General features: G+C 44.8%; 9 protein-coding genes. 3 read left to right on the plus strand and 6 right to left on the minus strand.

The features are described 5' to 3' along the window. Window positions 1–22: 22 nt before the first annotated feature. Together IQP38_RS01995 and add are read left to right on the plus strand one after the other, a co-directional pair. A complete protein-coding gene (locus IQP38_RS01995) occupies window positions 23–2569 on the plus strand; it encodes an EAL domain-containing protein (RefSeq protein ID WP_193837243.1) in 2547 nt (848 codons plus the stop codon). Window positions 2570–2716: 147 nt separating this feature from the next. Then, window positions 2717–3721 carry an adenosine deaminase gene (gene add / locus IQP38_RS02000; protein WP_005379257.1) on the plus strand — a complete coding sequence of 335 codons (1005 nt, stop codon included), beginning with the start codon at window positions 2717–2719 and terminating at the stop codon, window positions 3719–3721. 69 nt (window positions 3722–3790) lie between these two features. Here add and hemN read toward each other — a convergent pair whose 3' ends face one another. The 5 genes from hemN to IQP38_RS02025 all read right to left on the minus strand — a co-directional run bounded on the left by hemN (window position 3791) and on the right by IQP38_RS02025 (window position 8499). Then, a complete protein-coding gene (hemN, locus tag IQP38_RS02005; RefSeq protein WP_193837244.1) occupies window positions 3791–5182 on the minus strand; it encodes an oxygen-independent coproporphyrinogen III oxidase in 1392 nt (463 codons plus the stop codon). 184 nt (window positions 5183–5366) lie between these two features. After that, window positions 5367–5855 carry a DUF2489 domain-containing protein gene (locus tag IQP38_RS02010; protein ID WP_005379254.1) on the minus strand — a complete coding sequence of 163 codons (489 nt, stop codon included), beginning with the start codon at window positions 5853–5855 and terminating at the stop codon, window positions 5367–5369. Window positions 5856–5862: 7 nt separating this feature from the next. Next, window positions 5863–6405 (minus strand): Der GTPase-activating protein YihI, encoded by a 543-nt coding sequence (yihI, locus tag IQP38_RS02015; RefSeq protein ID WP_005379252.1) that lies wholly within the window; start codon window positions 6403–6405, stop codon window positions 5863–5865. Beyond that, window positions 6405–7043, minus strand: a complete 639-nt coding sequence (locus IQP38_RS02020; protein ID WP_017821951.1) for a class I SAM-dependent methyltransferase — start codon at window positions 7041–7043, stop codon at window positions 6405–6407. Before IQP38_RS02020 ends, yihI begins: the two co-directional genes overlap by 1 nt. A gap of 838 nt (window positions 7044–7881) precedes the next feature. Continuing rightward, on the minus strand, window positions 7882–8499 hold the full coding sequence (locus IQP38_RS02025) for a c-type cytochrome (RefSeq protein ID WP_005379248.1): 618 nt from the start codon (window positions 8497–8499) through the stop codon (window positions 7882–7884). 159 nt (window positions 8500–8658) lie between these two features. Here IQP38_RS02025 and yihA point away from each other — a divergent pair, with 159 nt between their 5' ends. After that, on the plus strand, window positions 8659–9318 hold the full coding sequence (gene yihA / locus IQP38_RS02030; protein ID WP_017635019.1) for a ribosome biogenesis GTP-binding protein YihA/YsxC: 660 nt from the start codon (window positions 8659–8661) through the stop codon (window positions 9316–9318). Between the two features lie 747 nt (window positions 9319–10065). Here yihA and polA read toward each other — a convergent pair. Beyond that, entirely contained in the window at window positions 10066–12852 is a 2787-nt protein-coding gene (gene polA, locus IQP38_RS02035; protein WP_193837245.1) for a DNA polymerase I, read from the minus strand. Window positions 12853–13118: the final 266 nt, after the last annotated feature.

Below are 13118 nucleotides of genomic sequence, written 5' to 3' on the forward strand. Positions count from 1 at the left end.
CCACCATCTATGTGATTAGGCGATGTCTACTGCTACGACTCAAATTACACTGCGTACTGCTGTTCTGATTCCATTTGTCATGATCTTCTTACTGGCGATCGGTGTCATTGTCTACGTCCAAAAACAAAGTTACGAAGAAGTGGTCACGGATATCAGTGACAAGCAACTTTCCGTGTTAACCGAAAGTGTCCACGACCACCTCAATAGCTATCTACGTAAGCCTTTTACTGCGGTTATGGCTCTCGCGCACAACGTCAGCTATCACAACCTTTATCGCCCTCACGATACCTCAGACATTCAAAACTACCTGCTGAGTGCATTCAAAAATCTTTACCAATCGATACCGCAGTTGGATGTAATCGCATTTGGTTCAGAAAACGGCGACTTTGCAGGCTTTCGCCGCGAGCTTTCCGACGATTACACCTTAATGGTGCAAGATCGCTACACCGATGGTGATCTGGTTATTTATGGAACCAACCATGTGAGTAACAACATTCGAACGGTTATCTCCCAATACGATCCTCGCACTCGCCCATGGTATAAGCCCGTTGCAGAGAGCCAAAACGCCACTTGGTCTGAAATTTATACCAACGCTGATGAACGCCAGGATATTACGCTATCAGCCATGACGCCGGTGTACAAACACGACCAATTTGCTGGTGTTTTGGTGACAGACATTCGTATCAATACATTCAACGAGTTCCTGCGCGAGTTAAAATACAACACTAAAGCGTCGGTCTACATCATGGACCCAGATCATCGTTTAATCGCTCACTCAGGCCCGGGAAGCGTCATCTCATGGGGCACAAAATTTTCGGATAAAGGGCAGCGTTTGCTTGCCGCTGAAAACGCAGACCCGATCATCAAAATCAGTGCGAGCCGAGTCCGGTCTTTCGATCTCAACAACACGAAGCAACCTTATACTTTTTCATTTGAACATGATGGCCAACGTATTTTCAGTCGGCTAACCCCGTATCGAGACCAAGACGGCTTAACATGGTTTATCGGCACCTCCATTTCGGAGTCTGAGCTTCTCGGCCTGTTACCGAAAAGCCAGCAAGAGAGCTGGCTCGTTGGCATTATTGTAAGCCTATTTGGGATCGTCATCAGTTGGATCATTTTCAACCGAGTTACCAGACCAATTAACGCGACGGCCGCCGCCGCTCAGCACCTGGCAAATGGGGATTGGGATAGCGGCATGCCAAAGCCTGGTTATGTGTATGAGACAACCGTACTGGTTCATGCTTTTAATGAAATGGCGAACAATCTAAGAGCGTCATTCAAAGCATTGCGTGAACAGTTGGTTTATGACTCTCTGACACGCTTATATAGTCGTCAGGGTTTGGTCGAAATCTGTGAAAATCAGTCTCATCTTTGTCACGGCAGTTTATTTTTACTTGGTATCAACAAATTTAGAGATATCAACGACAGTGTGGGTCATCACAACGGCGACCAGTTGTTGGTCAGCATCGCTGAAAGGCTAAAACAGCAGTTTCGTGACAACGCATTATTGGCTCGGATTGGTGGTGATGAGTTCGCGGTGTTTCTCTCAAATGTCGACACTGAAACCAAAATTAAACAAACCGAACGTCGATTACAGCAACTCTTTTCCACCCCATTTATGGTGGAAGGCGAGAATGTAGTGATGAAGATTTCACTTGGTATTGTACAAACCCAGCCAAACGAAACCATGCCTTTATGGTTACGCAACGCCAGCATCGCATTAAGTTACGCTAAACAAGACTCACTGACTGGTGTTTGTCACTACAGCCCAGAACTAGCGAGCGCTTCAAAGTTTCGTACGCAAATGCTGACCAAGATCCAAACTGGCATTGAAAACCGAGAGTTTATTCCTCATTACCAACCGATTGTGGATCTCGTCAGTGGCACAGTGTGTGGCGCCGAAGCACTGGCGCGTTGGCATAGCGACTCAGGTATGGTGTCACCATTAGATTTTATTCCAATCGCGGAAGAAAGCGGCATGATCAAAGCCATCGGCCAACAGATTCTGTTACAAGCTTGTCGCGACACTTACCAAGCGATCGAAAGCAAACAGTGGCCGTCGGACTTCCAACTGCATGTGAATATCTCCGTTAATCAACTATCTTGCCCAAGTTTTGTCGATACGGTGATAAGCGTATTGGATATCACGAAATTACCAGCAAGTAACCTCACACTAGAGATCACAGAATCACGCATCATTGATAGCGCACCGACAACACTAGAAAATATGACTAAACTGCGTGAAATGGGTATTGGTATCGCGATAGATGACTTTGGCACCGGCTACTCATCACTGGGTTACCTCCACTCTCTGCCGTTTACCTGCTTGAAGATTGATCGCACCTTCATCAATCAACTCACACAAGAAAACTTAAACAGTTCAGTCGTCGCTGCCGTCATCAATATCACAGCAGGTCTCAAAACTAATGTCGTCGCGGAAGGTGTCGAGGATAGCAATCAAGCACAATTACTGCGCTCTTTAGGCTGTAATCAGGTGCAAGGCTTCTATTACAGCCACCCTATGCCACTAGAAGAATGGCCAACACATTTGGTGAACATGAAGTAGAAAAGAGCGAGAATCGTTGATTTCCTAGTCATCCTCTACTGACAATCTACCCAACTGTTATTTATACTTAACTGCAAATCTTACCCATGTATTGTCACAGATGATGTTTGGGCCCTGTTCCAGTTCATAACTATCCGGATCGACAAAATGATAACAAAGAACCTTCCTCTTACTGATTTGCACCGTCACCTCGACGGTAACATTCGTACTAAAACGATTCTTGAGCTAGGCCAAAAGTTTGGCATTGCCCTACCAGCGTACGATATTGAGTCTCTCACTCCTCACGTTCAAATTGTCGAAGCGGAACCCTCTCTTGTTGCTTTCCTTTCTAAGCTCGACTGGGGTGTTGCTGTACTGGGCGATCTAGATGCATGTCGTCGTGTCGCGTACGAAAACGTAGAAGACGCGCTAAACGCACAAATCGATTACGCAGAGCTGCGTTTCTCTCCTTACTACATGGCGATGAAACACAAACTACCAGTAGCGGGGGTTGTTGAAGCCGTCGTGGACGGTGTGCAAGCGGGTATGCGCGATTTTGGCGTGAAAGCCAACCTGATCGGTATCATGAGTCGCACATTTGGCACTGACGCATGTCAACAAGAACTGGACGGCATTCTGAGCCAGAAAGATCACATCGTTGCCGTCGACCTTGCGGGTGACGAGCTAGGCCAACCGGGTGATCGCTTTGTGTCTCACTTCAAGCAAGTACGCGATGCTGGCCTTGGGGTAACGGTCCATGCTGGTGAAGCAGCAGGTGCAGAGAGCATGTGGCAAGCAATCAATGAGCTGGGCGCAACTCGTATCGGTCACGGCGTAAAAGCGATTCACGATCCAAAACTGATGGATTACCTAGCAGAAAACCGCATTGGTATTGAATCTTGCCTGACGTCAAACTACCAAACAAGTACGGTAGAAACGCTAGAAAACCACCCTCTCAAGCAGTTCCTAGAGCATGGCGTTCTTGCGTGTCTGAACACTGACGATCCAGCGGTTGAAGGTATCGAACTGCCATACGAATACGAAGTAGCGGCACCAGCCGCTGGTCTGAGCCAAGACCAGATTCGCCAAGCGCAAATCAATGGCCTTGAGATTGCATTCCTTTCAGAAGCAGAAAAAGCGGAACTGAGAGAAAAAGTAAAAGATCGCGCTTAAATCCAGCAAAAACATAAAAAAATGCCAGCATCTGCTGGCATTTTTTATATCTTGAATCTGTATCTCGGATTAAATAACACGAGAGAACTGTTGCTGACGTGCCTTTGCTCGTAGGTATTTATCGAAGCTCATACAAATATTACGGATCAATAAACGACCTCGCAGCGTCACACGAATTTCATTATCATCCACTTCTACTAGCTCATCGTTAATAAAGGTCTGAAGTAGCTGCAAATCTTCTTTAAAGTACTGTTCAAACCTCACTTTAAACTCAGACTCAATGGCTTTCTTGTCTAATTTGAAGTTACAAATCAGCTGCTTAATCACTTCGCGACGGAGCAAATCATCAGAGTCCAGCGAGACCCCTTTCCACAGAGCGTGACGAAGTTCGTTGACTTGAGCGTAGTATTTCTTCAGCTCTTTCTGGTTTTGCGCGTACGTATCGCCGATCATCGAGATTGCAGAAACACCAAAGCCAACCAAGTCACATTCACCTTGTGTGGTGTAGCCTTGGAAATTGCGATGCAAAATACCTTCGCGCTGGGCAACAGCAAGTTCATCGTCCGGCAAAGCAAAGTGGTCCATACCGATAAATTGGTAGCCAGCACCAGTCAGTGTCGCGATGGTGTCTTGCAGAATTGCCATCTTCTCTTCTGCCTTTGGCAGATCTTCGTCTTTAATCTTACGCTGCGCTGCAAATAGCTGTGGCATGTGCGCGTAGTTAAACACGGATAGACGGCCCGGCTGCATCTCTAGTACTTGTTCTAGAGTCTTGGCAAAAGATTCTTTGGTCTGCTTCGGTAAACCGTAAATCAAATCTAGGTTCGTCGAACGAAAGCCTAACTCTTTTGCGCGCGCAACCATCGCAACGATGAACTCTTCATCTTGCTCACGATTCACTAGCTTTTGCACTTCTTTGTTGAAGTCCTGAACACCGATGCTCAAGCGATTGAAGCCTTCACTACGCAGATGATCCAGCATGGTCAGCTCGATTTCACGCGGGTCAACCTCGATACTGATTTCAGCATCGCTGCTAAAAGTAAACTCTTGGCGTAGCAGGCTCATTACACGCGTGATTTGCTTTTCAGAGAGAAACGTCGGTGTACCACCACCAAAATGCAATTGCGTCACGGTGCGACCAACAAGTAATGCAGCACGTTGACGAATTTCGTGTTCAAGCACGTCGAGGTATTCATCCGCTTTGTGCGAATGGCGTGTAATGACTTTATTACATCCACAGTAGTAACAAAGCTTGTGACAGAACGGAATGTGTACGTACAGCGATAATGGGCGTTCTGGGTATTGAGTGCATGCCATATCATAATCAGAAATGGTGAACGCTTCATGAAACTCCAGCGCCGTTGGGTACGACGTATAACGAGGCCCGGAATAGTTGTACTTATCCAATACCGCTTGATCCCAGACGATTTGCTGTTTCGATTCAGTGTGTTGATTCGACATGGTGGTACTTTCCGTTAAATGCTAGGGCAACGAAAGCCGTCACCCGATATTCAGAGCCGCTATTTTGCCATACGACGATGACAAGCGTGGCAACGCCGACTGGCTTTTTAAGTATAAAACTAAAGAAGTGCTAGCGTGATCACGATACCCCCATTAGTCATAAGGAGACTATTGGGGGTCGCGCTTAAATCATCTGAATATTGATTTGATTATTCAGTGGCTGGACGTTTTTCTGCAACACTTTGAGCTCCTCAATAATCGCATCAGTGAGGCGGCTTTCCGCTTTATGACGCGTCAAGTTCTGTTGCATACGCTCTTTCTTGGCAAGTTGTTGGCGTTCTTCGCCACGCGCCATATCTTTCACTATGTGGTAAAGCTCAGAAATCGCAGGGTACGTTTTATCGAAATCAACGCGGTCTTCACCTTGTACATAATCCATGATGTTATACACACGGATACTGATTTCAGATAAATCGCACTGCCCTTGAATGCCCGCCTGACACAAGGTATGCACATTCTCAAAAATGTTGGCGTTACGTTTGTCTATCGCCAATTTTTGATGCTTCAGCTGCAATTCCTTTTGCTTTTTCAATTGAAGCAGAAGGTAACCTGCATAAGAAGCGAGTGCGATGATAATCACAACACCAGCAATAGCTAATAAGGTTACATTCATAGCTTAATTATCCTTTATAGTCGTCGAAATTAATGTCGTCGAAATCTGCCAGCAAGTCATCATCGTTGCGCGTGCTTTTCTCAGCAGGTGCAGTGAAGTCTTCCTCTTCTTCAGGTTCCAACAAACCTAGTTGGTCCATTAGCTTCTCAATGCGATCGAGTTTCTCATCGACGAATTTCTGTAGACCTGTGCCCAGGTTTTCACCCGCTTCAATACGGTCTAGCAACACGTTCAATTGCGCGTCATTTTCTAGCATCTCTAGTTCTTGCTCTGCCGACAAACGACGCTCTTGCTTCGTCATTTTCTTCGCAGGTTCAACAATCAGAGGTATTTTCTTTTTGCTGCCTAAGCGCGGGTCGCGATTTTGTGCAGCAGCTTGCTTTTTCTGCTCGTTAACTTCTGAGTTACGGTTACCCGTTTTCAGACCTTTACGCTTTTTAGCACGCTTGCGTAAGCGGCCTTCCACATCAGATTCTGTACGGTTACGAGTTACAACAAACTCAGGTGCACCAGCGGCACCCGGTTTTCTAGATTTTTTACTACGGCTCATTACTGGGGTTTCCTCAGTAAAATTACATCATTACCAATAAATTCGAGTTCGAGCTTATCCCGCTCTGCTAGGAACTGGAACGTGTCACGACTAAAGAACACTACGTGAGTGAGATCGTTCTTATAATGCCATGATTTGAAAGCCTCCACGTCGATGACCATTTTCGTCATCAGGCCTATCCAGCCCCCTGGCTTAACTAAATTCAACCATTGCTTCCACACCAAATCTGGGTGGTAGAGGTGCTCTATCACCTCTGTTGCTGTCATGAAGTCGTACGTTTTTTCTAAAACCGACGTATCAGGGTGGTAGTAGAGATCGTACAACGCCATGTTGTGCCCCGCCTCTTCCAGCATCAAGGAGAGCGTTGGGCCAGGACCACAACCAAAGTCGATACCATTTGATTGTGGAGAAATTCGCTCTGTGATCGGGTCAGTAATACGCGACAAAAAGCGTCGGTAACCCAAATCATCGGGGTTGTTCTCATGCAAATCATAGTGAGCTTTTTCGCTTTCCGCATCCAAACGTTGGTCTGGATTTACGAATACCAAGCTGCACTGCTCACATTGAAGATATTCACGACGCTTATCTTCAAAATAATGGTGAGTGCGCTGATTTTGGCATAAAGGACAGGTATGCATGCTGACTTCCTCAAACAGGGATGCGAAACATACCAGAAAGTGAACTCGGATTGGAGTGTTGTTGAGTATTTTTTCAGCAATTTTTGTTAAAAAACTTTGTTTACAACCTATAAAGCTAAATAAGTGCAGTAATATCAATTCAAGTTACGACTGAGCAAGTCAACGGATATAAAAAAAGCGACAGTCAGACTGTCGCTTTCTAAGTGCCATCAATTGGCGAAACTGTGTTGCACACATTTGGTGCACCAATGATCCCTTTGTTTTTAGAGCTTTCCCTGCCAAAAAGAGTTGTTTTTCATCTTCCTGATGAATTTTGGCTATCCGTTTACTTCCTGTCTACTGAGCAACTTCCTGTGCCTGATCCGTTTCACTGTCTTAACCGTCAGACGAGATGACCATCCTTATCTGATAGGCTCCCTACCTATCTAAATCCCTTTCTAAATCACCAAGCATCCGAGCTACATCCTTGGAGACCTAAACCGTGGTCTTAAATCCTTACATTCACTCCCTGTGAACGACTTCTACTTTACGCCATCCCGTTATGCTCACAAGTAATGGGTTGAAAAAATAATCCGCCTATTTTTCTAAAAAATCAAAATTATCATTTAATCAAAAACTTAAAAACACTAACAAGAAAAAGCCAACATCAAGTATGGCAAATGTCTCACAAACTGCCGAGCCAACTATCGCTTTCGCATCCAAACTCGACTGTGATATCTGTCACGAACAAAAATGCCCTAGTGGATTCACTAGGGCATTTTTGTACAAGTTGCTCGAACGATGTAGGGACATCTACCCAACCAGCTCAAGATGCAGGTTCTTGAGCGATTTAGGTATATTAGTGCAGACCGCCAACGTATTTAGACAGCACTTCGATATCTTCGTCTGTCATTTTCTTCGCGATGTCGCGCATCATGGCATTCATATCATTACCACGGTCGCCATCACGGAATTTTTCTAGCTGAGCTTTGATGTAGTCAGCATGCTGACCAGAAATTTTCGGGAAACCTGAAAGCTCAGTACCATTGCCACGAGGACCATGACATGCAATACATGCGGTTAGGCCACGCTCGGCATCACCAGCGGTATAAAGCGTTTTGCCTTTTGCTACTACATCTTCAGGTGTTGAGTTTTCTGAAACTGGTAGCGAAGCGTAGTAAGCAGATAGGTCTGCGATATCTTCATCGCTCAGTGGCATTGCCATACCACTCATTACAGGATCGTAACGACCTTGTTTACCACCACTTGTCATGCCTAGCTTAAGTTCTTTTAACTGCTTCTCAAGATACTTAGCGTGTTGGCCTGCGAGTTTCGGGTACGTTGTTATTGCACTGTTGCCATCTGCTCCGTGACAGGCGACACAGGTTTGTGATTTTGCTTTACCAGCCTCAATATTACCTTGGGCCCATACTGAGCAACTGGCTAAAAGACTCAAAATTAGCGCTAATTTCTTCATGACATTCCATTATAATTATCAAGCTTCCAGTACCACGGAATGTGAACATACCGCGTACACTCATGGTACAATAGGCGACCTTATGCCGAGCACGGTTATTTTACACATTTTCACAAAAAAGTAATCAATCGACTACACAAAGTCGAGATGGAGTTAACAGTGAGCGTAAAAATTCATTACCAAAATACGCATTTCATCACCAGCGCACCCGATATTCGTCACCTGCCGGAAGACGAAGGTGTCGAAATTGCGTTTGCAGGACGCTCAAACGCTGGTAAATCGAGTGCACTTAACCGTCTAACTAATCAAAAAAGCTTAGCCAAGACATCAAAGACACCTGGTCGTACGCAATTAATCAACCTTTTCAAAGTAGAAGAAGGTTGTCACATTGTCGATCTACCTGGATACGGTTTTGCTCAAGTACCGGTAGAGATGAAAAACAAATGGCAGAAATCTTTGGGTGAATACCTACAGAAACGCGAGTGCCTAAAAGGCTTAGTGGTTCTAATGGACATTCGTCATCCAATGAAAGATCTCGACCAACAAATGATTTTCTGGGCCATCGATAGCCACATTCCTGTGCAAGTTTTGCTAACCAAAGCAGATAAACTAAAAAGTGGTGCACGCAAACAAACTCTACTGAAAGTTCGTAAGCAAGTAGAAACTTTCGGTGGTGACGTTTCTGTTGATGTGTTCTCTTCACTGAAAGGATTAGGTGTCGATCAGCTACGTGCAAAACTGGATACCTGGTTTGCACCAGCACTAGCACACCTGATAGAAGAAGACGAACAAGAGATACCAGCGAGCGATGAAGAATAATTAACAATATTTGTTAAATTTCTTCGACACGGCCCTGCCATTTGGTGGGGCTTTTGTTTATCTGAACTAAATAACAGGCAATAAAAATCCCCGCCTTCCTGGCAGGGATAACGGGAGAGAAAAATTGGTAATTATTGTTATGTGACGAAGCATTGCTGAACTGAGATTCGATTTCAATAGGTTAAAAAGCGCTCTTGTTTCCTGTGTATCACCAAACATTCACTCCAAAAACACCCAATAGCGTTACAATTCAGACAGTTAAGCCAAGCAAATCTTCAAAAAGATGTAACTTAGTTTCTTTCAAGAAAAAATAATAGTGTGACTGGCGTAAATTTACAGGATGAATAACGCAATAAATTTGAAGGAAAAATCGAGATTTTGCAGTGACTTAGAAAGGTCAAAAAAGAAGGTTTTTGAAGGCTAACTTTAAGCTTCTGATCCAAAAGAATAATTTTCTTTCGCCCAATAAAAAACGCCCCAGTCAAAAACTGACTGGGGCGGCTGAATCAGCCTAATCCAATAACGTGAAACAAAAGGTCTGAAAGATAGAACATCTTACCTCTGTACCCTACGAGTATTAATGTACAACAATTGGTCAGAATTGCAAAGAATTTTTGTAGTTTTTTTTCATGAAATTTTTATTAAGCAACATCAAAGTTAACTTTGCGCTAGCTTTTTTAATCTCAAAAAAAAGCCAGCGTTTGTGCGCTGGCTCATAATTAATTGGTTATTTTGGTCTAAAAGTGACTAATGAGCTTGATCCCAGTTATCACCGTGACCTGCTTCTGCAACCAACGGTACTTTTAGCTCTGCTGCAGATTCCATCAATTTCTGTACTTTACTTTCAATTTCGGACAATGATAACTCTTCAACTTCAAAGACCAATTCATCGTGTACTTGCATTAATAACTTCACACGACCATTGCCTTCTTCCTGAATCCACTGATCAACCAACAGCATCGCTTTCTTAATGATGTCCGCTGCCGTACCTTGCATTGGTGCGTTGATTGCCGCACGTTCAGCAGCTTTACGACGCATCCCGTTGCGCGATTTGATTTCTGGCAAATGCAAACGTCGACCAAAAATCGTTTCAACATACCCTTTATCTGCTGCTGTGCTGCGTGTGTCTTCCATGTACTGCATCACGCCTGGGTAACGTTCAAAGTATGTATCCATGTACGCTTGAGCCTCACCACGAGGAATGCCTAATTGCTTCGCCAAACCAAACGCACTCATGCCGTAAATAAGACCGAAATTAACCGCTTTCGCACGACGACGTTGCTCACTTGAAACGTCCTCAATAGAAACACCCATGATTTCTGCTGCGGTTGCCGCGTGGATATCTTTGCCATCACGGAATGCATTCAATAAAGCTTGGTCGCCAGAAAGGTGCGCCATGATGCGCAGTTCGATTTGCGAGTAGTCGACCGCTAAGATTTTATGCCCTGATGGCGCGACAAACGCTTGACGAATACGACGGCCAGCTTCGTTACGAATTGGAATGTTCTGTAAGTTCGGATCAGTAGAAGATAGACGACCCGTTGCAGTCACTGCTTGGTGGTAAGAAGTATGCACGCGCCCCGTTGATGGGTTGATCATCTTCGGCAGTTTGTCGGTGTAAGTTGATTTTAGCTTCGCCAAACCACGGTATTCCAAAATCAGTTTTGGTAGTGGGTAGTCTAGCGCGAGTTCTTGCAGAACTTCTTCATTCGTCGATGGTGTGCCTGATGGCGTTTTCTTCACAACCGGTAAACCCATTTTTTCAAATAGGATGGCTTGTAATTGCTTTGGCGAGTTCATGTTAAACTCTTGCTCTGCAATTTCGTACGCTTTCTTTTCAAGCTCATCAAGGCGAGCGGTAATCTCGACCGACTGCGCACTCAGCTTCATTTCATCGATAAAGACCCCAGTGCGTTCAATGCGCGAAAGAACTGGCACCAACGGCATTTCAATCTCTTCGTAAACTGTCTTCAGGCTTTCATCCTGCTCGATATTAGCAAACAAGCGATTGTGCAGACGAAGGGTCACATCCGCATCTTCTGCCGCGTATGGCGATGCTTGTTCCAGTTCGATTTGGTTAAACGTAAGCTGATTTTTGCCTTTACCTGCAATTTGCTCAAAAGAAATGCAGCTGTGCTGTAGGAAGCGAAGCGCCAAGCTGTCCATATCGTGTTTACCGCCGACACTGTTGTAGATATACGATTCCAACATCGTGTCGTGCTTAATACCTTTTAGCTCAATGTCGTAACGAGCGAGTACAGACGCATCATACTTTAAGTTTTGACCGACTTTTGCTTTCGCTGCATCTTCAAGAATTGGCTTCAGCTGTTCTAGTACCCAATCACGATCAAGCTGTTCAGGCGCATCTAAATAGTCATGTGCAACTGGCACATAAGCCGCAATACCTTCATCGACAGCGAATGACAAACCAACTAGATTCGCTAGCATGTAATCTAGGTTATCGGTCTCCGTATCAAATGCAAACAGCTCAGCCGTTTGAAGTTTATCTAGCCAAGCATTGAAGGTTTCTTTATCCAGAATTGTTTCATATTGGCTGCGATCGATTGTTACCGCAGAAGTTTCCATCTCGGCTTGAGAAGAAGAAGCTTGTGAAGATCCTGCAAGCTCTACGGCCTCCACAGATCCAGAACCGCCTTCAAGTAGTTCATTCAACCAAGATTTAAACGTCAGTTGGCCATACAGCTTCACTAATTCGTCTTTATTTGGTTCCGCTTTCAGCAATGATTCTGGCGTTTCCTCAAGCTCAACATCCAATTTGATGGTCGCGAGCTCATACGAAAGCATGGCATTTTCTTTGTTGTCGATGAGCTTTTTCGCCATGGTTTTAGAACCACGGAAACCAAGCCCTGCAATATCATCGAGGTTTTCATACAACTTCGTCAGACCACCAATACCTTGCAGTAGTGCGGTCGCTGTTTTATCACCGACACCCGGTACACCAGGAATGTTATCTACTTTATCGCCCATCAGTGCTAAGTAGTCGATGATCAATTCAGGTGGAATGCCAAACTTTTCAACCACACCTTCACGATCCATTACGACGTTCGTCATGGTGTTGATCAAGGTAATGTTATCATCCACTAGCTGCGCCATGTCTTTATCACCAGTACTGATCAATACAGGCATGCCCTTTTGTGATGCTTGGTATGCTAACGTACCGATGACGTCGTCCGCCTCGACGCCAGGAACACAGATCAGCGGCAAACCCATTGCACGAATAACATTGTGTAATGGTTCAATTTGACAACGCAGGTCATCCGGCATTGGCGGACGATTCGCTTTGTATTCTGCATACATATCATCACGAAAGGTTTTTCCCTTTGCATCGAAAACCACCGCGATGCGCTCAGACGCAAACTGACGCATCATGCTGCGTAACATGTTCACGACGCCGTAAACGGCATTAGTTGGAATTTCACCATTGCTCATGGTGCCCGGGTAGGCGTGAAAAGCGCGATATAGGTAAGAAGAGCCGTCGATAAGGATCAACGGATTTTCAGGAATACTTGCCATAATTGTCTGTATCCAATTCAGTACTTGAGAGATCTGCCTAGGATGCCATGACTGCTGATCTGAATCTATCTTGTTCGCTCGATCTAGGTCGCGTAAATTTTTCCGACTTTATTCACGAAAACACCACCTCCTGTGGATAACTCTGTTTATAGAAATTATCCACTGGTTATCCAATAACAAAAAACACAAGAAAACACCAACCCAAACCATTGATTAATAACAACAAATTCGCATAACGGCGAGAAGATCAACGATCCTAAAATGAT

Source organism: Vibrio sp. OPT41 (assembly GCF_015163595.1).
Classification (GTDB): Bacteria; Pseudomonadota; Gammaproteobacteria; order Enterobacterales; family Vibrionaceae; genus Vibrio; species Vibrio alginolyticus.

Coding starts and splice junctions, on each gene's coding strand:
- IQP38_RS01995 (WP_193837243.1), top strand. CDS start 23: ATGTCTACTGCTACGACTCAAATTACACTGCGTACTGCTGTTCTGATT.
- add (WP_005379257.1), top strand. CDS start 2,717: ATGATAACAAAGAACCTTCCTCTTACTGATTTGCACCGTCACCTCGAC.
- hemN (WP_193837244.1), bottom strand. CDS start 5,182: ATGTCGAATCAACACACTGAATCGAAACAGCAAATCGTCTGGGATCAA.
- IQP38_RS02010 (WP_005379254.1), bottom strand. CDS start 5,855: ATGAATGTAACCTTATTAGCTATTGCTGGTGTTGTGATTATCATCGCA.
- yihI (WP_005379252.1), bottom strand. CDS start 6,405: ATGAGCCGTAGTAAAAAATCTAGAAAACCGGGTGCCGCTGGTGCACCT.
- IQP38_RS02020 (WP_017821951.1), bottom strand. CDS start 7,043: ATGCATACCTGTCCTTTATGCCAAAATCAGCGCACTCACCATTATTTT.
- IQP38_RS02025 (WP_005379248.1), bottom strand. CDS start 8,499: ATGAAGAAATTAGCGCTAATTTTGAGTCTTTTAGCCAGTTGCTCAGTA.
- polA (WP_193837245.1), bottom strand. CDS start 12,852: ATGGCAAGTATTCCTGAAAATCCGTTGATCCTTATCGACGGCTCTTCT.